The organism is Sphingomonas baiyangensis (genome assembly GCF_005144715.1).
GTDB lineage: Bacteria > Pseudomonadota > Alphaproteobacteria > Sphingomonadales > Sphingomonadaceae > Sphingomonas > Sphingomonas baiyangensis.
In genome coordinates this window covers 228,856-249,497 of sequence record NZ_SWKR01000002.1, presented here as the reverse complement: position 1 = coordinate 249,497, position 20,642 = coordinate 228,856, and the positions used below count along the sequence as shown (strand labels likewise).

General features: G+C 68.1%; 21 protein-coding genes and 1 pseudogene. 12 read left to right on the top strand and 10 right to left on the bottom strand.

Features of this window, described 5'->3' with window-relative positions; translation table 11 throughout:
• The first annotated feature begins 44 nt into the window (after nucleotides 1-44).
• Nucleotides 45-1,214, top strand: a complete 1,170-nt coding sequence (locus tag FBR43_RS04220) for an acyl-CoA dehydrogenase family protein (protein ID WP_136941992.1) — start codon at nucleotides 45-47, stop codon at nucleotides 1,212-1,214.
• On the top strand, nucleotides 1,211-2,812 hold the full coding sequence (locus FBR43_RS04215; protein WP_136941991.1) for a carboxyl transferase domain-containing protein: 1,602 nt from the start codon (nucleotides 1,211-1,213) through the stop codon (nucleotides 2,810-2,812). The genes FBR43_RS04220 and FBR43_RS04215 overlap by 4 nt, the downstream gene beginning before the upstream one ends.
• 11 nt (nucleotides 2,813-2,823) lie before the next feature.
• On the opposite strand, the gene FBR43_RS04210 is transcribed toward FBR43_RS04215, so the two are convergent.
• A complete protein-coding gene (locus FBR43_RS04210; RefSeq protein ID WP_136941990.1) occupies nucleotides 2,824-3,258 on the bottom strand; it encodes an endonuclease domain-containing protein in 435 nt (144 codons plus the stop codon).
• A gap of 74 nt (nucleotides 3,259-3,332) precedes the next feature.
• Here FBR43_RS04210 and FBR43_RS04205 point away from each other — a divergent pair, with 74 nt between their 5' ends.
• Genes FBR43_RS04205 through FBR43_RS04195 form a run of 3 tightly spaced genes read left to right on the top strand, consistent with a single transcriptional unit; the run spans nucleotide 3,333 to nucleotide 7,010 of the window.
• Entirely contained in the window at nucleotides 3,333-5,213 is a 1,881-nt protein-coding gene (locus FBR43_RS04205) for an acetyl/propionyl/methylcrotonyl-CoA carboxylase subunit alpha (RefSeq protein ID WP_136941989.1), read from the top strand.
• 1 nt (nucleotide 5,214) lies between these two features.
• On the top strand, nucleotides 5,215-5,670 hold the full coding sequence (locus tag FBR43_RS04200) for a MaoC family dehydratase (protein ID WP_136941988.1): 456 nt from the start codon (nucleotides 5,215-5,217) through the stop codon (nucleotides 5,668-5,670).
• 2 nt (nucleotides 5,671-5,672) lie between these two features.
• The gene (locus FBR43_RS04195; RefSeq protein ID WP_136941987.1) at nucleotides 5,673-7,010 is read left to right on the top strand and encodes a dicarboxylate/amino acid:cation symporter; all 1,338 of its coding nucleotides are present in this window, start codon (nucleotides 5,673-5,675) and stop codon (nucleotides 7,008-7,010) included.
• Between the two features lie 3 nt (nucleotides 7,011-7,013).
• Here the strand turns inward: FBR43_RS04195 and FBR43_RS04190 are convergent, their stop codons facing one another.
• The gene (locus tag FBR43_RS04190) at nucleotides 7,014-7,496 is read right to left on the bottom strand and encodes an SspB family protein (protein WP_136941986.1); all 483 of its coding nucleotides are present in this window, start codon (nucleotides 7,494-7,496) and stop codon (nucleotides 7,014-7,016) included.
• Between the two features lie 71 nt (nucleotides 7,497-7,567).
• On the opposite strand from FBR43_RS04190, the gene hisB reads away from it, so the two are divergent.
• Genes hisB through hisF form a run of 5 tightly spaced genes read left to right on the top strand, consistent with a single transcriptional unit; the run spans nucleotide 7,568 to nucleotide 10,557 of the window.
• Nucleotides 7,568-8,155 carry an imidazoleglycerol-phosphate dehydratase HisB gene (hisB, locus tag FBR43_RS04185; RefSeq protein WP_136941985.1) on the top strand — a complete coding sequence of 196 codons (588 nt, stop codon included), beginning with the start codon at nucleotides 7,568-7,570 and terminating at the stop codon, nucleotides 8,153-8,155.
• Nucleotides 8,152-8,472 carry a YciI family protein gene (locus FBR43_RS04180; protein WP_249276456.1) on the top strand — a complete coding sequence of 107 codons (321 nt, stop codon included), beginning with the start codon at nucleotides 8,152-8,154 and terminating at the stop codon, nucleotides 8,470-8,472. Before hisB ends, FBR43_RS04180 begins: the two co-directional genes overlap by 4 nt.
• A complete protein-coding gene (gene hisH, locus FBR43_RS04175; RefSeq protein WP_136941984.1) occupies nucleotides 8,469-9,071 on the top strand; it encodes an imidazole glycerol phosphate synthase subunit HisH in 603 nt (200 codons plus the stop codon). The genes FBR43_RS04180 and hisH overlap by 4 nt, the downstream gene beginning before the upstream one ends.
• Complete coding sequence (gene hisA / locus FBR43_RS04170) at nucleotides 9,059-9,793, top strand: 1-(5-phosphoribosyl)-5-[(5-phosphoribosylamino)methylideneamino]imidazole-4-carboxamide isomerase (protein ID WP_136941983.1); 735 nt, start codon at nucleotides 9,059-9,061, stop codon at nucleotides 9,791-9,793. The genes hisH and hisA overlap by 13 nt, the downstream gene beginning before the upstream one ends.
• The gene (hisF, locus tag FBR43_RS04165; protein ID WP_136941982.1) at nucleotides 9,790-10,557 is read left to right on the top strand and encodes an imidazole glycerol phosphate synthase subunit HisF; all 768 of its coding nucleotides are present in this window, start codon (nucleotides 9,790-9,792) and stop codon (nucleotides 10,555-10,557) included. Before hisA ends, hisF begins: the two co-directional genes overlap by 4 nt.
• Before the next feature lie 60 nt (nucleotides 10,558-10,617).
• Here the strand turns inward: hisF and FBR43_RS04160 are convergent, their stop codons facing one another.
• From FBR43_RS04160 to FBR43_RS04140, 5 genes and pseudogenes are all read right to left on the bottom strand, one after another.
• Nucleotides 10,618-12,174, bottom strand: a complete 1,557-nt coding sequence (locus FBR43_RS04160; protein WP_136941981.1) for an amino acid permease — start codon at nucleotides 12,172-12,174, stop codon at nucleotides 10,618-10,620.
• Between the two features lie 112 nt (nucleotides 12,175-12,286).
• Nucleotides 12,287-12,670 (bottom strand): histidine triad nucleotide-binding protein, encoded by a 384-nt coding sequence (locus FBR43_RS04155; RefSeq protein ID WP_136941980.1) that lies wholly within the window; start codon nucleotides 12,668-12,670, stop codon nucleotides 12,287-12,289.
• Between the two features lie 182 nt (nucleotides 12,671-12,852).
• Nucleotides 12,853-13,167, bottom strand: a pseudogene (locus FBR43_RS16410) (phosphoribosyl-ATP diphosphatase); the annotation flags it as partial.
• Nucleotides 13,168-13,199: 32 nt separating this feature from the next.
• Complete coding sequence (locus FBR43_RS04145; protein WP_136941978.1) at nucleotides 13,200-13,388, bottom strand: hypothetical protein; 189 nt, start codon at nucleotides 13,386-13,388, stop codon at nucleotides 13,200-13,202.
• A 47-nt stretch (nucleotides 13,389-13,435) separates the two neighbouring features.
• Complete coding sequence (locus FBR43_RS04140) at nucleotides 13,436-14,785, bottom strand: Nramp family divalent metal transporter (protein WP_136941977.1); 1,350 nt, start codon at nucleotides 14,783-14,785, stop codon at nucleotides 13,436-13,438.
• Nucleotides 14,786-14,882: 97 nt separating this feature from the next.
• Here FBR43_RS04140 and FBR43_RS04135 point away from each other — a divergent pair, with 97 nt between their 5' ends.
• Complete coding sequence (locus FBR43_RS04135; protein ID WP_249276455.1) at nucleotides 14,883-15,728, top strand: diacylglycerol/lipid kinase family protein; 846 nt, start codon at nucleotides 14,883-14,885, stop codon at nucleotides 15,726-15,728.
• A complete protein-coding gene (locus tag FBR43_RS04130; RefSeq protein WP_136941976.1) occupies nucleotides 15,725-16,474 on the top strand; it encodes a metallophosphoesterase family protein in 750 nt (249 codons plus the stop codon). Before FBR43_RS04135 ends, FBR43_RS04130 begins: the two co-directional genes overlap by 4 nt.
• Before the next feature lie 191 nt (nucleotides 16,475-16,665).
• Here FBR43_RS04130 and ftsH read toward each other — a convergent pair whose 3' ends face one another.
• The 3 genes from ftsH to FBR43_RS04115 all read right to left on the bottom strand — a co-directional run bounded on the left by ftsH (nucleotide 16,666) and on the right by FBR43_RS04115 (nucleotide 20,618).
• On the bottom strand, nucleotides 16,666-18,630 hold the full coding sequence (gene ftsH / locus FBR43_RS04125) for an ATP-dependent zinc metalloprotease FtsH (protein WP_136941975.1): 1,965 nt from the start codon (nucleotides 18,628-18,630) through the stop codon (nucleotides 16,666-16,668).
• Nucleotides 18,631-18,730: 100 nt separating this feature from the next.
• Nucleotides 18,731-19,729 (bottom strand): tRNA lysidine(34) synthetase TilS, encoded by a 999-nt coding sequence (tilS, locus tag FBR43_RS04120; RefSeq protein WP_249276454.1) that lies wholly within the window; start codon nucleotides 19,727-19,729, stop codon nucleotides 18,731-18,733.
• The gene (locus FBR43_RS04115; protein WP_136941973.1) at nucleotides 19,722-20,618 is read right to left on the bottom strand and encodes a hypothetical protein; all 897 of its coding nucleotides are present in this window, start codon (nucleotides 20,616-20,618) and stop codon (nucleotides 19,722-19,724) included. The genes tilS and FBR43_RS04115 overlap by 8 nt, the downstream gene beginning before the upstream one ends.
• Nucleotides 20,619-20,642: the final 24 nt, after the last annotated feature.

Sequence of the window (20,642 nt, the reverse complement as noted above, 5' to 3'; positions counted from 1 at the left end):
CACTGCCGCCGGCCTTGCTAGGGCGGATAGTGACAGGAGAGACAATGCTGCCCACCCTCGATTTCGCGCTCGGCGAAACCGCCGACATGATCCGCGAAAGCACCCAGCGCTTCGCGACCGACCGGATCGCGCCGCTCGCCGCGCGTATCGATGCCGACGACTGGTTCCCGCGCGACGAGCTGTGGACTGAAATGGGCGCACTCGGCCTGCACGGCATTACCGTGAGCGAGGCCGATGGCGGCCTTGGCCTCGGCTATCTCGAGCATGTGATCGCGTGCGAGGAAGTCGCGCGCGCCTCGGCATCGATCGGGCTTTCCTACGGCGCGCATTCGAACCTGTGCGTCAACCAGATCGCGCGCTGGGCCAATCCCGAGCAGAAGGCGAAATATCTGCCCAAGCTCATTTCGGGCGAGCATGTCGGCAGTCTGGCGATGTCCGAGGCGCAGGCCGGCTCCGACGTGGTTTCGATGAAATTGAAGGCGGTGCGCGCCGACGGTGGCTGGGTGCTCAACGGCACAAAGTTCTGGATCACCAATGCCGCTTATGCCGACACGCTGGTGGTCTATGCCAAGACCGGCGAGGGATCGCGTGGCATCACCACTTTCCTGATCGAGAAGGACATGCCCGGCTTTTCGATCGGCCAGAAGATCGACAAGATGGGGATGCGCGGCAGCCCGACGGCCGAACTGGTGTTCGACGACTGTTTCGTGAGCGACGCGCAGGTGATGGGCCCCGAGAATGGCGGCGTCGCGGTGCTGATGTCGGGGCTCGACTATGAGCGCACGGTGCTGGCGGGCATCCAGCTCGGCATCATGCAGGCCTGTCTCGACGTGGTGCTGCCCTATGTGCGCGAGCGCCGCCAGTTCGGCACGCCGATCGGCGGCTTCCAGCTGATGCAGGCCAAGATCGCCGACATGTATGTCGCGCTCAATTCGGCGCGCGCCTATGTCTATGCCGTGGCGCGCGCCTGCGATGCCGACAGGACGACGCGCTTCGACGCCGCGGGTGCGATCCTGCTGGCGAGCGAGAACGCCTTTCGCGTCGCGGGCGAGGCGGTGCAGGCGCTGGGCGGCGCGGGCTATACCAAGGACTGGCCCGTCGAGCGCTTCCTGCGCGACGCCAAGCTGCTCGATATCGGCGCGGGGACCAACGAGATCCGCCGGATGCTGATCGGCCGCGAGCTGATCGGCGGCGACGCCCCGCGCGCGCAGTGAGCGGCCCCGTCCTCGCCAGCAAGGTCGCGCCCGACAGCGACGCTTTCCGCGCCAATGCCGCGCACAACTGCGCGTTGGCCGAGCGGTTGCGCGCCGATGTGGCGCAGGCGGCGCTGGGCGGCACCGAGAAGGCGCGCGAACGCCATGTCGCGCGCGACAAGCTGCTGCCGCGCGATCGCGTCGAGCGGTTGCTCGATCCGGGCTCGCCCGTGCTCGAGATCGGCCAGCTCGCGGCGTTCGACCTGTATGACGGCGAAGTGCCGGGCGCCGGCGTGATCGCGGGCATCGGCCGTGTCTCCGGTCGCATGTGCATGATCGTGTGCAACGACGCGACGGTGAAGGGCGGCACCTACTTCCCGATGACGGTGAAGAAGCATCTGCGCGCGCAGGAAATCGCCGAGGCGAACCGGCTGCCGTGCATCTATCTCGTCGATTCGGGCGGCGCCAACCTGCCGCATCAGGCCGAGGTGTTTCCCGATCGCGATCATTTCGGCCGCATCTTCTTCAACCAGGCCAATATGTCGGCCAAGGGCATTCCGCAGATCGCCTGCGTGATGGGCAGCTGCACCGCGGGCGGCGCCTATGTGCCCGCGATGAGCGACGAGAGCGTCATCGTGCGCGAGCAGGGAACGATCTTCCTCGCCGGCCCGCCGCTGGTGCAGGCGGCGACGGGCGAGGTCATCTCGGCCGAGGAACTGGGCGGCGGCGACCTGCATGGCCGCAAGTCGGGCGTGGTCGATCATGTCGCCGAGGATGATGAGCACGCCTTGCAGATCGTGCGCGATATCGTCAGCCACCTGCCCGCCGATCATGCGCACGGCCTGCCGCTCGCCGAGCCGCGCGCGCCGCTCTATCCGGCCGAGGAGCTGTACGGCATCGTTCCGCAGGACGTGCGCGCGCCCTATGACGTGCACGAGGTGATCGCGCGGCTGGTCGACGGCAGCGCGTTCCATGAATTCAAGGCGCTGTACGGCAGCTCGCTGGTGTGCGGCTTCGCGCATATCCATGGGATGCCCGTGGCGATCCTCGCCAACAACGGCGTGCTGTTCAGCGAGAGTGCGGTCAAGGGCGCGCATTTCATCGAGCTGGCCTGCCAGCGCCGCGTTCCGCTGCTGTTTCTCCAGAACATCTCGGGCTTCATGGTCGGCGGCAAATACGAGGCCGAGGGAATCGCCAAGCACGGCGCCAAGCTGGTGACGGCAGTGGCGACCGCGACCGTGCCCAAGCTGACGGTGCTGATCGGCGGCAGCTTCGGCGCAGGCAATTACGGCATGTGCGGGCGGGCCTATTCCCCACGCTTCCTGTTCACCTGGCCCAATGCGCGCATCAGCGTGATGGGCGGCGAGCAGGCCGCGAGTGTGCTGGCGACGGTGCACCGCGACGCCGCGCGCTGGACGCCCGAGGAGGCCGAGACGTTCAAGCGGCCGATCCGCGACGATTACGAAGCGCAGGGCAACCCCTGGCACGCGACCGCGCGGCTGTGGGACGACGGGATCATCGACCCCGCGCAGACGCGCGACGTGCTGGGGCTGGCGCTGGCGGCCAGCCTCAACGCCCCCATCCCCGAGCGCCCCGCGTTCGGCGTGTTCCGGATGTGACGGGGGATGCGCTAAAAATCCTCCCCGAGCTTGTCTCGGGGAGGGGGACCGTCCGGCGCAGCCGGATGGTGGAGGGGCAGCCGCGTGAGGGCTGCGGCAACGATACCACGCACGACGCTGTCCAGATCGGCCAGCACATCGCGCGCGGGGATGCGCAACGTTTTGATACCAGCTTGCGCCAGAAAGGCATCGCGCCGGTCGTCGCGCGCTTGCCGTTCGGGAGCATTATGCCCCGCTCCGTCCACCTCGACCGCAAGCCTGGCATCGGAACAGTAGAAGTCGAGGATATACGGCCCGCTGGGATGCTGGCGGCGGAACTTCAGCTTGCCGGGGCGATCGCGAAGCACGCGCCAGACGAGTACCTCGGAAAGGCTGATCTGCCGGCGCAGCACGCGTGCCTTTCCAGTCGCACCTGCGCGCGCATTCGGCGCCGCGTCTCTCAGCATCGCGTCCTCCCCTCCACCATGCTTCGCATGGTCCCCCTCCCCGAGACAAGCTCGGGGAGGATTTAGGAACCCGCATGTTCGCTTCACTCCTCATCGCCAATCGTGGCGAGATCGCCTGCCGTATCATCCGCACCGCGCGGGCGATGGGCATCCGTACCGTCGCCGTCCATTCGGATGCCGATGCCACCGCGCTGCACGTGCGTCTGGCCGACGCGGCGGTGCATATCGGCCCATCGCCTGCGCGCGAGAGCTATCTTGTGGGTGAGCGGATCATCGCTGCGGCGCGCGAGGCGGGCGCGGAGGCGATCCATCCGGGCTATGGCTTCCTGTCGGAGAATGCCGATTTCGCCGAGGCGGTGGCCGAGGCGGGCCTGATCTGGGTCGGCGCGCCGCCGGCCGCGATCCGCGCGATGGGGCTGAAGGACGCCGCCAAGGCGCGGATGATCGCGGCGGGCGTGCCGGTGACGCCGGGCTATCTGGGTGAGGACCAGTCGGCCGAGCGGCTCAGGGCCGAAGCCGATGCCATCGGCTATCCAGTGCTCGTGAAGGCGGTGGCAGGCGGCGGCGGCAAGGGAATGCGCCGCGTCGATGATGCCGCCGATTTCGCCGAGCTGCTGGCGTCGTGCCAGCGCGAGGCGGCCGCGAGCTTCGGCGACGATCGCGTGCTGATCGAGAAGTACATCCTCGCGCCCCGCCATATCGAAGTGCAGGTGTTCGGCGATAGCCACGGCAATGTCGTCCACCTGTTCGAGCGCGACTGCTCGCTCCAGCGCCGCCATCAGAAGGTGATCGAGGAGGCCCCTGCCCCCGGCATGGATGCAGCGACGCGGCAAGCCATCTGCGCGGCGGCGGTACGCGCGGCGCAGGCGGTCGACTATGTGGGCGCCGGCACGATCGAATTCATCGCCGATGCGAGCGAGGGCCTGCGCGCCGATCGCACCTGGTTCATGGAAATGAACACGCGGCTCCAGGTCGAGCATCCGGTGACCGAGGCGATCACCGGGGTCGATCTGGTCGAGTGGCAGCTGCGTGTCGCGGCGGGCGAGCCGCTGCCGCTGCGTCAGGAAGAACTTTCGATCGACGGCCACGCGATCGAGGCGCGGCTCTATGCCGAGAATGCGACGAGCGGCTTTCTACCGTCGACCGGGCCGCTCAAGATGCTCGATCTGCCGCACGGTGCGCTGCGCGTAGATACCGGCGTCGAGGAAGGCGATGCGGTGACGCCCTTCTACGACCCGATGATCGCAAAGCTCATCGCACATGCCGACACACGCGAGGCGGCGATCGAACAGCTCGCCGACGAGGTGGCGACGGTCGGCATATGGCCCGTCGTATCGAATGCGGGCTTTCTGGTGAACGCGCTGCGCCATCCCGCGTTCGTCGCGGGCGAAGTCGATACCGGTTTCATCGCCGCCAATCTCGATACGCTGCTGCCCGCGACCAAGCCGAGCGATGCGGCGTGGGTAGCCGCCGCGCATACGCTCGCCTGGGCGACGGTGGACGACGGCGCCGGTATATGGGGAGCGGTGGCGGGCCTGCGCCTCAACGCCGCGCCGCGCAACGCAATCGCGGTGGCGGCGGGCAGCGAGCATCGGCGCATCGATCTCTTGGCGACGCATCCCGAGACCGCAGGGCGACTGATCGGCGACGAACTGCTGATCGTCGAGGACGGCGCGACTTTTGCGTTCGCGCGCTGGCGCGCCGGCGGCATGGCGGCGGGCGCGGCGGGCGACGGTGCGATCCTGTCGCCGATGCCGGGGCGCATCCTGTCGCTCGACGTGGTCCAGGGCGATACGGTATCGGCGGGGCAGAAGCTGCTGACGCTCGAGGCGATGAAAATGGAACACGCGCTAACCGCGCCGTTCGACGGCATCGTGGCCGAGCTTGACGCCGAGGTCGGCGCACAGGTGCAGGTCGACGCGCTGCTCGCGCGGATTGAGCGCGCGGGAGACTGACATGGCGGGACGCTGGTTCGACGAATGGCAGGTGGGCGACACGATCGCGCATGACCTACGCCGCACGGTGACCGAAACCGACAATCTTCTGTTCAGCACGATGACGCATAATCCGCAGCCGTTGCATCTCGATGCCGAGGCGGCGGCGGCAAGCGAGTTCGGGCGCATTCTCGTCAACGGCACCTTCACCTTCGCGCTGATGGTGGGGCTGAGCGTGGGCGATACGACGCTGGGCACGCTGGTCGCCAATCTGGGCTACGACAAGGTGGTGATGCCCGCCCCCGTCTTCATCGGCGATACGCTGCGCGCATCGAGCGAAGTGGTGGAGATCCGGCCGTCGCGCTCGCGCCCCGGTCAGGGCATCGTGACGTGGCGGCACCGGCTGCACAACCAGCGCGACGAGCTGGTATGCGAGTGCCTGCGTAGCGCCTTGCTGCGCGCTCGGCCCGCGGCATAGCCTTGCAGCCGCCGATCGCCGCCGCAGCCCCGGACGAGCTGCGCGCGAAACCGCGCTGGTATGCGCATCTGTACGTCCAGGTGTTGATCGCCATCGCCGCCGGCGTGGCGCTCGGCCATTTCGCACCCGATACGGGGGCTGCGATGAAACCGCTGGGCGATGCCTTCATCAAGCTGGTGAAGATGATTATCGCACCCGTGATCTTCCTGACGATCGTCACGGGCATCGCCGGCATGCGCGATCTGGCGGCGGTCGGGCGCGTGGCGGGCAAGGCCTTCGCCTATTTCCTCACCTTCTCGACGCTGGCGCTTATCATCGGCATGGTGGTGGCCAATGTGGTGCGGCCGGGCGACGGGCTCAACATCGACCCCGCCACGCTCGATGGCGCGAACGTCGCGACCTATGCCGAGCAGGCGCAGCAATCCTCGCTCACCGCGTTCCTCTTGAACATCATCCCCGACAGCTTCCTGTCGGCGCTGACCGACGGCAACATCCTCCAGACCCTGTTCGTCGCGATCCTGTTCGGGATCGGGCTGGCGGCGATCGGCGCGCGTGGCGAAAAGGTGCTCGACCTGCTCGATCAGGTCTCGCTCGCGGTGTTCAAGGTGGTGGCGATCCTGATGCGCGCGGCGCCCATCGGCGCGTTCGGCGCGATGGCGTTCACGATCGGCGCCTATGGCCTCGGCACGCTCGCGAACCTCGCGGCGCTGGTCGCGACCTTCTACCTCACTTCGCTGCTGTTCGTGTTCGTCGTGCTGGGGCTGGTGGCGCGCACCTGCGGCTTCTCGATCTTCCGGCTGATCGGCTATCTGAAGGCCGAGCTGCTGCTCGTGCTCGGCACTTCCTCGTCCGAAAGCGCGCTGCCCGCGCTCATCGAGAAGATGGAGCGGGCGGGCGTGCCCAAGTCGATCGTCGGGCTGGTGGTGCCGACGGGCTACAGCTTCAACCTCGACGGCACCAACATCTACATGACGATGGCCGCGCTGTTCATCGCGCAGGCGACGGGGGTCGAACTTTCGATCGGCGAGCAACTGCTGCTGCTGGGCGTGGCGATGCTGTCGTCGAAGGGCGCGGCGGGCGTGACGGGCGCGGGGTTCATCACGCTGGCGGCGACGCTCTCGATCGTGCCCGGCGTGCCGGTGGCGGGAATGGCGCTGATCCTCGGCGTCGACCGCTTCATGTCCGAATGCCGCAGCCTCACCAACTTCATCGGCAACGCCGTGGCGACCCTGGTAGTGGCGCGCTGGGAAGGCCGGCTCGACCGCGACCGGCTCGATGCCGCGCTTGCGGGCAAGGTGCCGCGCGTCGACGAAATGCCCGCCGACGCGACGCTCGACTGAACGCTACTTCTTTCGCTTGAAATCGACCGAGACGACGTTCGATCCGTCATCGGCGCCGCGCACGGTGTCGTCGCCGTCATTCTCGGGCTCGTGCGGCTCGACCTCGTCGGGCGCGTCGGCGGCTTGGAAGCGCAGCTCGAAATTGACCGCGGGATCGTGGAAGCCGGTGATCGCCGAGAAGGGAATGACGAGCGTCGAGGGTATCTGGTTGAAGCTCAGCCCCACCGAGAATCGGTTCTCGTCGACCGTCAGGTCCCAGTAGCGGTGCTGGAGGACAATCGTCATCTCGTCGGGAAAGCGGTCGCTCAGCCGTTGCGGAATGTCGACGCCCGCCGCGCCGGTCTTGAAGGTGATATAGAAATGATGCTGGCCGGGCAGCCCGCCCGAGCTCGCGACCGAATTGAGCACGCGGCCGACGACGGCGCGCAGCGCTTCCTGCACGATCTCGTCATAGGGAATCAGGCTGTCGGGTACGTTGGCGCTCATATTGCCCTTGCTAGACGCTGCCACCCCCGCGTCAAGATTGCACGGCGCGCGCGACACGCTATGTGCACGCCATGCGGACCGCCACCATCCAGCGCAACACCGCCGAAACCGCCATTGCGGTGACGGTCAATCTCGACGGGACCGGCACCTACGACATCGCGACGGGCGTCGGCTTCTTCGACCATATGCTCGAGCAGCTCGCGCGCCATTCGCTGATCGACATCACGCTGAAATGCGATGGCGACCTGCATATCGACCAGCATCATACCGTCGAGGATTCGGCGCTGGCGCTCGGCCAGGCGGTCGCGCAGGCGCTGGGCGACAAGCGCGGCATCCGCCGCTATGCCGACGCGCTGAGCCCGATGGACGAGACGCTGACGCGCGTCGCCGTCGACATCTCGGGCCGGCCGTGGCTGGTGTGGAAATCGGCGTTCAGCCAGCCGCGTTTGGGCGAGATGGATACCGAGCTGTTCCAGCACTGGTTCCACAGCTTCGCGCAGACCGCCGGCCTGACGCTGCACGTCGAGACGCTGTACGGCGACAACAACCACCATATCGCCGAAAGCGCGTTCAAGGGGCTGGCGCGTGCGCTGCGCGAGGCGGTGGAGATCGATCCGCGCAAGGCCGACGCGATCCCCTCGACCAAGGGCGTGCTGTGAGCGTCGACTTCATCCGCCCGGGCGCACCGATGTGCCTCGTGCTGCTGACCTACACCGCCGATCTCGAGGCGGTCGACGCGCATCTGCCGGCGCATGTCGCATGGCTCGAGGAAGCGATGCGTGCGGGCGTGATGGTGCTTGCCGGCCGGCGTCAGCCGCGCACTGGCGGCGTGCTCCTGTTCCATGGCGAGCCCGAAGCCGTCGAGGCGGTGGCGGCGACCGACCCGTTCGTGGTCGAGGGCGTGGCGACCTTTGAGGTGATCGCCTTCTCGACAAGCTTCGCGACGGCGGCGATGCGCGAGGCGTTCGCGCGGTGAGCGTTGCGCTGATCGATTACGGCGCGGGCAATCTCCATTCGGTCGCCAATGCGCTGAAGGCTGCCGGTGCCACTGATCTAGCGATCACCGACGATCCGCAAGCCGTGCGCCGCGCGGAGCGCATCGTACTGCCCGGCGTCGGCGCATTCGCTGCCTGTCGCGACGGGCTGGCCGCACTGCCCGGCATGGTCGAGGCGATCGAGGAGCGTGCGCTGAAAGGCGGCGTACCGTTCCTCGGCATCTGCGTGGGCATGCAGCTGATGGCAACGCGCGGCGAAGAAATGGGTAGCCATGCCGGGCTCGGCTGGATCGCGGGCAGTGTGCGCCGCCTGCCTGCCGCGCCCGGCGTGCGCGTGCCGCATATGGGCTGGAACGACGTGGTGCCTGCCCTGCCCCATCCGCTGATCGTGCCGGGCGAAGCCTATTTCCTGCACAGCTACGCCTTCGAGGGCGACGACGTGCTGGCGACCACCACGCATGGCGGCAATGTGACCGCCGCGATCGGCCGCGACAATCTGGCCGGCATCCAGTTCCACCCCGAAAAGAGCCAGCGTTACGGCATCGCGCTGCTCGAAAGGTTCCTCGCATGGCGGCCCTGACGATCTTTCCCGCGATCGACCTCAAGGCAGGCCAGGTCGTGCGACTGGCCGAGGGCGATATGGACCGGGCGACGGTCTATGGCGACGATCCGGCCGCGCAGGCGCGCGCCTTTGCCGACGCGGGCGCCGATCATCTGCATGTCGTCGATCTCGACGGCGCGTTCGCGGGCGCCTCGGTGAACGGCGACGCCGTGGCGGCCGCCGTCGCGGCGTTTCCGGGGCGTGTGCAATTGGGTGGCGGCATCCGCGACATCGCTGCGGTCGAGCAATGGCTGGCGCTGGGCGTGGCGCGCGTGGTGATCGGCACGGCGGCATTGCGCGACCCCGACTTCGTGCGCGCGGCGGCCCATGCGCATCCCGGCGCCGTCGTGGTCGCGGTGGATGCGCGCGACGGCATGGTCGCGACCGCGGGCTGGGCCGATGTGTCGGACGTGAGCGTGACCGACTTGGCGCGCCGCTTCGAGGATGCCGGCGTCGCCGCGCTGCTGTTCACTGATGTCGGCCGCGACGGGCTGCTCAAGGGCTGCAACGTCGAAGCGACGGTGGCGCTGGCCCGCGCCGTATCGATCCCGGTCATCGCATCGGGCGGGGTTGCAGGGGTAGGCGATATCGAGGCGCTGCGCGGCCATGTCGCCGATGGCGTCGAAGGCGTCATCACCGGCCGCGCGCTGTATGACGGCCGGCTCGATCTCGCGCAGGCGATCGCGCTGGCGCGGCAATGAGCGTCCGCGCGCGCGTAATCCCCTGCCTCGACGTGGCGAACGGTCGCGTGGTGAAGGGGGTGAACTTCGTCGATCTGCGCGATGCCGGCGATCCCGTGGAACAGGCGCGTGCCTATGACGCGGCGGGCGCCGACGAACTCTGCTTCCTCGACATCACCGCGAGCCACCAGGCACGCGGCACGATCCTCGACGTGGTGCGGCGCACTGCCGAGGTCTGTTTCATGCCGCTGACGGTGGGCGGCGGCGTGCGCAGCGCCGACGATGCGCGCGCGCTGCTGCTGGCGGGCGCCGACAAGGTGGCGGTCAATTCGGCCGCCGTGACGCGCCCCGAAGTGGTGAGCGACATCGCAGCGCGCTTCGGCAGCCAGTGCGTCGTCGCCTCGGTCGATGCACGGCGCGTGGCCGAGGATCGCTGGGAGGTGTTCACGCATGGCGGGCGTCGCGCAACGGGCAACGACGCGATCGAGCACGCGCTGCGACTGGTGGGATTGGGCGCGGGCGAACTGCTCGTCACCTCGATGGACCGCGACGGCACGCGCGACGGCTATGACCTGGCGCTGATCCGGCGCATCGCCGACGCCGTCGACGTGCCGGTAGTGGCATCAGGCGGCGTCGGATCGCTCGACCATCTGGTCGCGGGCGTGCGCGACGGCCATGCGAGCGCGGTGCTCGCCGCGTCGATCTTTCATTTCGGCGAGGCGACGATCGCCGATGCGCATCGCGCGCTGGCCGAAGCGGGGATTGCGGTGCGCCGGCCCGTCTGACAGACCAAAGAAAAGGGCCGGAGGATCGCTCCTCCGGCCCTTTTTCCGTTCAGTCCGAACCTAGGCCTGTTTGCCGCCCGGCGTCGGCGCGCCGGGAAGCGGCGGCACCGGCTGCGGCGGCACGTCGGCATCGTCCTCATGCGTATCGACGATGCCGCGGCCGACATGGCTGTGCGAGCGGCTATAGCCGAAATAAACGATGAGCCCGACAATCGCCCAGCTTGCGGTGAGCGTCAGCGTGTAACCCGACAGGCTGAAGAACAGGTAGAGACACCCGCCGACCGCAAGCGGCGCCACCAGATAGATGGCGGGCGTACGGAAGGGACGATGGCGCGTGGGGTCGGTCCGACGCAGTACCAGCACCGCGATCGCCACCATCGCGAAGGCGAACAGCGTGCCCGCATTCGAGATTTCGGCGAGCGCGCCCACCGGGAACAGGGCGGCGAAGAAGGCGACGAACACGCCGGTAATCATCGTCACCACATGCGGCGTCTTGTAGCGCGGGTGCACCTTCGAGAGCACCGGCGGCAACAGCCCGTCGCGGCTCATCACGAAGAAGATGCGCGTCTGGCCAAACATCATCATCAGGATGACCGACGGCAGCGCGAGGCCCGCGGCCAGCCCGATGAGATTGCCCACCTGCTGCCAGCCGATCTCGCGCAGCGTCCACGCCAGCGCTTCCTTCGAGCAGACGACGGCGCCCTCACCCGCGGCGGTCGCGCAGGCGGCGGCGAGTTCGGCGCTGCCCGCGGCCAGCACCGCGCCATTGGCATCGAACAGCGGCTGCGCGCCGACGGTGCCGATCACGCCGGCGGCTACCAGGATGTAGAAGATGGTGCAGATAGCGAGGCTGCCGATCAGGCCGATCGGCATGTTGCGCTGGGGATTCTTGGTTTCCTCGGCCGCGGTGGATACCGCATCGAAGCCGACATAGGCGAAGAAGATCGATGCGGCCGCCGCCGAGATGCCGCCGAAGCCGAGCGGCGCGAACGGCTCGAAATTGCTCGACTGCATCACCGGCAGCGCGAGGATGCAGAACAAGGTGAGCGCCGCGATCTTGATCGCCACGAGCACCGCGTTGATCGCCGCCGATTCCCTGGTGCCGATCACCAGCAGCCAGGTGACGAGCAGCGCGATGAGGAAGGCGGGCACGTTGACGATGCCGCCGTCGATCGGCCCCAGCGTGAACGCCGCGGGCAGATCGAGCCCCGCGAACTCGCGCAGCAGGCCGACGAAATAGCCCGACCAGCCGACCGAAACGGCACCCGCCGCGACGGTATATTCGAGCACGAGCGCCCAGCCGACCATCCAGGCGAGCAGCTCGCCCATCACGGCATAGCTATAGGTATAGGCCGACCCCGAAACCGGGACCATCGACGACATTTCGGCATAGCAGAGCGCGGCAACGGCGCAGACGGCACCGGCAATGATGAACGCGATCATCATGCCCGGACCCGCCTTCTGCGCGGCCTCGGCGGTCAGAACGAAGATGCCGGTGCCGATGATGGCGCCGACGCCGAGCATGGTGAGCTGGAACGCGCCGAGCGATCGCGTGAGCGATTTCTTCTCGGCCGTCGCCAATATGGCGTCGAGTGACTTTACGCGCCCGAAAATCATGAAGGGCTCCCCCCCAGGAGCGGCAACGATACGCCGCAGGTTACGAAAGGCGCGAGCCTAGAGCGAAATGCCCTTTGTGCAACCGCGAAGTTACCGGCCCGCGCGCGGGTTTTCAGTCGGTGCCGGCGAGCATCGGCCCGAGCGGCCGGCCGGCGAAGATGTGGACATGGAGGTGCGGCACCTCCTGATGCGCATCGCGGCCCACATTGGCGAGCAGGCGATAGCCCGGCGCGACTAGCCCCGCCGCGCGCGCGACATGGCCCACTGCGCGCACGAACCCCGCAATCTCGGCATCGTCGGCGCGGGCGCTGAAATCGTCCCAGCTGACATAGCGACCCTTGGGGATCACCAGCACATGATGCGGCGCCTGCGGATTGATGTCGTGGAACGCGAGCGCATGCGCATCCTCGAACACTCGGTTGCAGGGAATTTCGCCGCGCAGGATGCGCGCGAAGATATTGCCGTCGTCATAGGCGGCGGTGGCGTCGATCGGCATCAGCGGTCTTCCTTGGCGATGGGGAGCGGACGCGGCGCATCGTCATACGCGGGGCCGGCCGAAAGCGGACGCGGCGCGAGCGAGGCTTCGGGCCGAGTGCTGGGCGACGCGGGCGACACAGGCGGCACGGGTGGCGCGGGGCGTGGCGGCGGAGGTGGCGCGGGCGGCGGCGCCGGGTGCGCGCGCTGCGCCTTTTCGATCAGTCCCGACAGGCCTTCGCGCCGGACGAGTTCGGCACGCACGTCGTCGAGCCGCAGGCCCGAATCGACGAGCAGGACGATGAGGTGGAACAGCAGGTCGGCGGCCTCGCCCTTCAGCGCCTCGCGATCGCCCTGCACCGCGGCGATCGCCGCCTCGACGGCTTCCTCGCCGAGCTTCTGCGCGATCTTGGGGCGGCCCTTGGCGAACAGGCTGGCGACGTAGCTCGCGGCGGGATCGCCGCCACGGCGGCTGCGGACGACGGCTTCGAGCGCGTCGAGCGGATCGGTTGCGGTCATGCCCCAAGCGATGCGGCGCGATGCCGCGCGGGTCAATCCCGGCGTTCGCGTTCGGCGCGTCGCGCGCGCCGGCGCATCGCGGCCTGCGCGAGCAGCAGCCCGCCCGCGACGATGACGAAGATCGCGACGTCGGACCAGCCATAGCCGTTGCGGCGCACGATGCCGGTATGCGCGGCATGGGCAGGAGCCGACAGGGCGAGCAGGATCAGGGCGACGCGCATCGTCGCCACCGATAGCCTGTCGCGACCGATCAAAGCGTTAACGACGCTCACAGGAACGTCTGGGCGAGCAGCGTGACGTTGAGGCCGATGACGGTGAAGCAGATGGCCCATGCCACGATCTTCATCACGGTGCCGTTAACGAAGCCGCCCATCAGCCGCTTGTCGCTGGTGAAGCGGACGAGCGGCCACACCGCGAAGGGCAGCTGAAGGCTGAGCACGACCTGGCTGAAGATCAGCAGCTGCGCGGTGCCGCTCTGCCCGTAAAGGCCGGCGACGGTGGCGGCAGGCACGATCGCCAGCATCCGTGTGAGAATGCGTCGCAGCCATGCGGGAAAGCGCAGGTTGAGAAAGCCTTCCATCACGATCTGGCCAGCGAGCGTGCCGGTGATCGTCGAGTTCTGGCCCGAGGCCAGCAGTGCGACGGCGAACAGCGTGCTCGCCACTCCTGCCCCCAGCATCGGCGTGAGCAGCTGATAGGCGTCCTGGATCTCGGCCACGTCGGTGCGGCCGGCGGCGTGGAAGGTGGCGGCGGCGAGGATCAGGATCGAGGCGTTGATGAAGAAGGCGAGGCCGAGCGCGATCGTGCTGTCGATCGTTGCCATCTTGAGCGCCTCGCGCTTGCCGGGCTCGTCCTGCACGAAGCTGCGCGTCTGCACGATCGACGAATGCAGATACAGGTTGTGCGGCATCACCGTGGCGCCGAGGATGCCGATGGCGATGTAGAGCATCGCCGGATTGGTGACGATCTCGGGATCGGGGATCAGTCCCGATGCGATGCCGGCGATGCTCGGCTGCGCCAGCGCAAGCTGCACCGCGAAGCAGCCCGCGATGATGACGAGCAAGGCGACGATGAACGCCTCGAGCTTGCGGAAGCCGAAGCGCTGGAGCGCAAGGATGAGCATCACGTCGACCGCGGTGATGACGACGCCCCAGACGAGCGGAATGCCGAACAGCAGTTGCAGCGCGATCGCGGTGCCGATGACCTCGGCCAGATCGCAGGCGATGATCGCCAGTTCGCACAGGAACCACAAGGCCCAGCGGATCGGACGGGGGTAGTTCTGGCGGCAAGCCTGCGCCAGATCGAGCCCGGCGACAATGCCGAGCTTGGCGCACAGCGATTGCAGGATCATCGCCATGATGTTCGAGAACAGGATGACCGACAGCAGCGTATAGCCGAAGGCCGAGCCGCCGGCGAGATCGGTGGCCCAGTTGCCGGGGTCCATATAGCCGACGGCGACGAGATAGCCGGGGCCTGCAAAGGCGCCCATCTTGCGCCAGAACTGCCCCCTGCCCGCCGGCACCGCGACGGTACGATAGCTTTCGGACAGGCTGGGACGCGCGGGCGCTTCGCCTTCGAACTCTCCCGAAACGGTGGTCGTGCTGGGTGGCGGTGCCATGCTTTCCCGAAATTCGCGTGTGTTCCGGCGCCGTGCATAGCGGCTCGCGCACGCAAATGCTGCATCCTTCGGCAGCGTGCATCGTTCTGGGTGCGATATGGGGCACAAGATCGACAGGCTGTGGTTCGTCACCAACCCCAATTCGGGGTCGGCAAGTACCGAGAGATGCGCGGCGATCGAGGAAGTGTTCGCCGAGCGCGGGCTGACGCTGGCGGGACGCACGCTGTTTCCCGAGGACGATCTGCCCGATGCGGCGACGCTCGACGCGCATGACGTCGACGCAGTGGTGCTGTTCGGCGGCGACGGCACGATCAATGCCGCGCTGTGCAAGCTCGCCGGCTGGAACGGCCGCTTTCTCATCCTGCCGGGCGGCACGATGAACCTGTTGGCAAAGGCGCTGCACGACAGTCTCGACCCGCATGCGATCATCCGCGCAGCGCACGCAGCGCACCGGACCGTGGCGCTGCCGTTCATCGAGGCGGGCGCGCATCGCGCGTTCGTGGGGCTCATCATCGGGCCGGCGGCACAGTGGTTCCGCGCGCGCGAGGCAGTGCGCAAACGGCGGCTGGGCGCGATGCTGCGCGCGATCCGCCATGCCTGGAGTCGCACCTTTGGGCGCGGCGTGCGCGTCTCGGGATCGGTACGGCTGCGCAAACGCTACCAGGCAGTGCTGGTGCGCCCCGACGCGAAAGGCCTCGACGTAGCGGGGATCGACGCGCGCGACTGGCGCACGATCGCCAATCTGGGCTGGAACTGGGTTTCGGGCGACTGGGTGGAGGCAAGCTCGGTGACGCACAGCATCAGCCGTCACCTGACGATCGAGGGACGCCGACCCGTGCTCGCGCTGTTCGACGGCGAGCCGCAGCGGCTCGAACGCGGTACGCGCATCACCGGCGGCATGAGCGCCGAGCAGTTCATCTGTACCAAGGCGAACGGCGCATGAGCGTGCGGCTCTATCATGTGAGCGACCTGCATTTCGGCGCCGAGGATCAGGCGGCGCTCGACTGGTTCGCCGGTTGCGTGCGCCGCGAAGCGCCCGATGCGGTGCTGATGACGGGCGACCTTACGCAGAGCGCGCGATTGGGCGAGTTCGAGGCGGCGGCCGCGTGGCTCGAAAGCCTCGCCGTGCCGACGACGGTGGAAGTCGGCAATCACGACCTGCCCGTCTACAATCCGCTGCGCCGCCTGTTCATGCCCTATCGCCGCTATCGCACGCTGGAGAAGCTGATCGAGCGGCCGATCGAACTGGCGGGCGTGAGCATCGTGCCGTTGCGCACCACCGCGCGAGTTCAGCTGCGGCTCAACTGGTCGAAGGGCTATGTCGCGGGCGATGCGCTGGCCGAGACGCTGGCGGCGATCGCCGAGGTGCCGGCGGGCGATACGGTGCTCGTCACAGCGCATCATCCATTGGTCGATGCCGGAACGCGCACCGAGGCGCGGACGCGCGGGGGCACGGCGGCGCTCGCGGCGCTGGCGGACGCGGGCGCACATGCGGTGCTGACGGGGCATGTGCACGATCCGTTCGATATCGCACACGAGGTGGCGGGGCGGAGCGTGCGGCTGATCGGTGCGGGCACGCTATCCGAGCGCGTCCGCGCGACGCGGCCGTCGTTCAACGAGATACGGATCGCGGACGGCAAGATCGAGACGATCGCCCATATGATGGACGCGCCCGATCGGCGGTTGTGACTCCGCCGTGCTGGCGACAAACCCTCGTTCGTCCTGAGTAGCCGTCGAGTAGCTGCGCAGCAGCGTATCGAGGCGGATTATCGAAGGATAGGCTGCGCGCGAAACCGTGCTTCGATACGCGTCCTCGATACGCCCTCTGCGAGGGCTGCTCGGCCCCTACTCAGCACGAACGGCCGGGCTTAAACCTCACCTCACGCCGGCTGCGGCGAGCCGAACGGCCCCTTGGGGCGCCGCGTCTTGGGGATCGACGTGCCTGCGGCCGCAACCGGGGTGTTGCGCTTGGCGGCATCGCCACGATCGATATCGTCACCCGCCAGCACGCGCTTGATCTCGTCTCCCGAGAGCGTCTCATATTCGAGCAGCGCGCCGGCCAGCTTGTGCAGCTGGTCGATATGCTCGGTAAGCACGTCGCGTGCGCGCGCGAGCCCGCCCTCGACGGTCTTGCGAATCTCGGCGTCGATCAACTGCGCGGTCTCGTTCGACATGCGCACCGGCTGGCTCGACGAATAGCCGAGAAAGCTCTCGCCTTCGGGTGCGGCATATTCGACGGGGCCGACGGTGTCCGACATGCCCCACTTGGTGACCATATCGCGCGCGAGGCCCGTGGCGTACTGGATGTCGCCCGATGCGCCCGACGACACCTTGTCATAGCCGAAGATGATCTCCTCGGCGACGCGGCCGCCCATCGACACCGCGAGGTTGGCGTACATCTTGTCGCGGTGATAGCTGTACGAATCGCGCTCGGGCAGGCGCATCACCATGCCGAGTGCGCGACCGCGCGGGATGATCGTCGCCTTGTGGATGGGGTCCGACGCCGGCTCGTGCAGCGAGACGATGGCGTGGCCGGCCTCGTGATAGGCGGTCATGCGCTTCTCATCCTCGGTCATGACCATGCTGCGGCGCTCGGCGCCCATCATGACCTTGTCCTTGGCTTCCTCGAACTCCTGCATCGCGACGAGGCGCTTCGACTTGCGCGCCGCCATCAGCGCCGCCTCGTTGACGAGGTTGGCGAGATCGGCGCCCGAGAAGCCTGGCGTGCCGCGCGCGATGGTACGGCTGTCGACGTCGGGGGCCAGCGGCACCTTCTTCATATGGACTTCGAGAATCTTGACGCGACCCTCGATGTCGGGGCGCGGCACCACGACCTGCCGGTCGAAGCGACCCGGACGCAGCAACGCGGGGTCGAGCACGTCGGGGCGGTTGGTCGCCGCGATGATGATGATGCCTTCGTTCGCCTCGAAGCCGTCCATCTCGACGAGCAGCTGGTTGAGCGTCTGCTCGCGCTCGTCATTGCCGTTGCCGAGGCCCGCGCCACGATGGCGGCCGACGGCGTCGATCTCGTCGATGAAGACGATGCACGGCGCCGACTTCTTGGCCTGTTCGAACATGTCGCGCACGCGGCTGGCACCGACGCCGACGAACATCTCGACGAAGTCCGAGCCCGAGATGGTGAAGAAGGGCACGCCCGCCTCGCCCGCGATGGCGCGCGCGAGCAGCGTCTTGCCGGTGCCGGGGCTGCCGACGAGCAGCGCGCCCTTGGGAATCTTGCCGCCCAGCCGCGCGAACTTGGTCGGGTCCTTCAGGAACTCGACGATCTCCTCGAGCTCCTCGCGCGCTTCGTCGATGCCCGCGACGTCGTCGAAGGTGACCTTGCCTTCCTTCTGCGTCAGCATCTTGGCGCGCGACTTGCCGAAGCCCATCGCACCGCCGGCGCCCGAATTCTTCTGCATCTGGCGCAGCACGAAGAAGGCAATGCCGAGGAACAGCAGGAAGGGCAGCGACTGATAGAGCAGCACCATCCAGATGTTCGGCCCTTCCTCGGGCCGCGCATTGATCGTCACGCCTTCCTCGCGCAGCCGCTGGATGAGCTGCGGATCGTCGGGCGTGTTGGTGCGGAAGCGCTCGGCGTTGCTCAGTGTGCCGGTAATCATGTTGGGCGCGACGTTGACCTCGCGCACCGAGCCCTCCTCGACCTTGTCGAGGAACGCCGAATAGGAAATCACGTTGCCGCCCGACTGCGCCGAGCGTCCGTCGAACATCGTCACGAACAGGGCGAGCGCCAGCAGGATGCCCACCCAGATCATCAGGCTGCGCATCCAGGGATTGCCGCCACCGCCGCTGTTCTCGGGGCCCTGCTGCTTGTCGTTGTCGTTCATGCGTCGAGACACCTTTCCTCAGGCCCAAGATAGGCGTGCGCAGGTTAATGGCAATGGAACAGCGTCGATCGGTGTGATCGCTTCGCCGGATGCATCGGCGTCAATGCGCGCGCCGCGGCGGCGCCGGCGAAAAACGCCAGGTAGCGCGCGCGCGGACCTTGATGATGACGCCCGCCTGCGTCGCGGTTTCGCCGAGCGCGAGGCGGGCGAGCAGCGGCTCGATGCTCGTCGCCTCGCCGAAGCCGGGGCTGGCGATGCCCGCCTCGGCGCGAACGGTCGCAAGCGCGCGCTGGGTGAGATTGCGACGCGCCTGATAGGGCAACCGGTCGATGCGCAGATCGACGATGCCGGGCGACGGGCTGCTCGCGCGCTCGTCCCACAGCATCGCGATGAGCGCGCGCAGATCGTCGTCGGTCTGCGCGAGAATCGCGGCCGACCGGGCAACACCGCCGACATCGATAGGCCCATCGGGCGCGAGCACGCGGCGCACGCGTGTGCGGTCGAAGCGCTCGTTGGCGTTGCTCGGATCGTGCACATGCGGCACGTCGCGGACGAGCTCGGCAAGCGCCTCGCGCCGCCAGCCGAGCAACGGCCGCACGACCAGCATGTCATCGATATGCTGGCGCACGCGGATGCCGGCCAGCCCCGAAATGCCCGATCCGCGCCCTGCGCGCAGCAGAAACGTCTCGGCCTGATCGTCGAGGTGATGCGCCGTCGCGACCGCGCGCAATTGCGCGGCGGCGGCCCAGTGCGCGAGCAGCCGGTAGCGCACCTCGCGCGCGCGCGCCTGAAGGCTCGACCCGATGATCGGGTGATCGGGGGTAAGGATGATGTGCGGCACGCCGATCGCGGCGCAATGGCGGGCGACCATCGCCGCCTCGTCGGCGCTCCCTTCGCGCAGGCGATGATCGACGGTCGCCGCCATGCAGCGCCCGGGAAGCACGGCGGCGGTGAGCGTCAGCAACGCCATGCTGTCGGGACCACCCGACACGGCGAGCCCGATCACGTCGCTGTGGCCGAGCGAGAAGCCGAGCGCCGCGATCAGATGCCGGCGAAAGCGCCCCTCGGCCTCGGGCGGCGGCGCGAATAGCTCATCCACATTTGGCGGCGGTGCGCGCCCGCGCGACATCGGCGGCCATGCTTGCCGAGATGCGCTCGCCATAGACGTCGGTCAGCTCGCCATAGACCTTGCACGCATCGGCGGGCTTCTTGAGCTGGGTGAGCGCCTGGCCCAGATAAAAGAGGCTGTCGGGCGCGCGCTCGCCGTCGGGCATCTTCTTGTAATTGTCGTAGAAGGCGATCGAGGCGAGGCTGGGCTTGCCCTCGTCGAGATAGGCGCGGCCGAGCAGGTTCTGCGCGTAGCTCGCGCGGCGATGCTTGGGGTGCTTCGACACCATGTCCTTGAGCTGCGCCTGCGCCTCGGGATAGAGCTTGGCTTCCCACAGCCGGAAGCCATAGACATAGGCATCCTCGGCCGCGTCGCCGGTATCGGGGCGCACGACGGCGGCGACCCGCTCGGCGCGCGCGCCGCTTGCGGGCGCGGCAGCAGCAGCCGCGGGCCGCGTGTCGCCGGCCGCGGAAACCTCGCTCGATACGGGCGCCGCGCCGCGTGCCTCGATCGCCGACAGCCGCGTGTCGGTAGCGCGGCGATACGCCTCGAACGCCTGCTCGGCCTCGCGCATGCGGAACTGCGACTGCTCGATCTGCCCGGTCATCGTCGTGATCTGGGCCTCGAGCGCACTTATCCGCGCGTTGAGATCGGCGACCGCGCTGGTCGCGGGCGTGCCCGGCGTGGCGAGCGGCGTGGCGGGTGCCGTGATATCGGGCTGGATGAGCTGGCCGGCACCGCCCGGAAACACCTTGCGCTGCACCGCGCGCATCTCGCGCTCGAGCCGGTCGACGCGGCCCTCTACGGCTGACTGCGCAAGCGCAGCACCGGGCGACAGCGCCACGGCAGCTGCGATCATTGTGGAAACGGCATAACGCATGGGAACACCCCCCGGTGTCGCTAC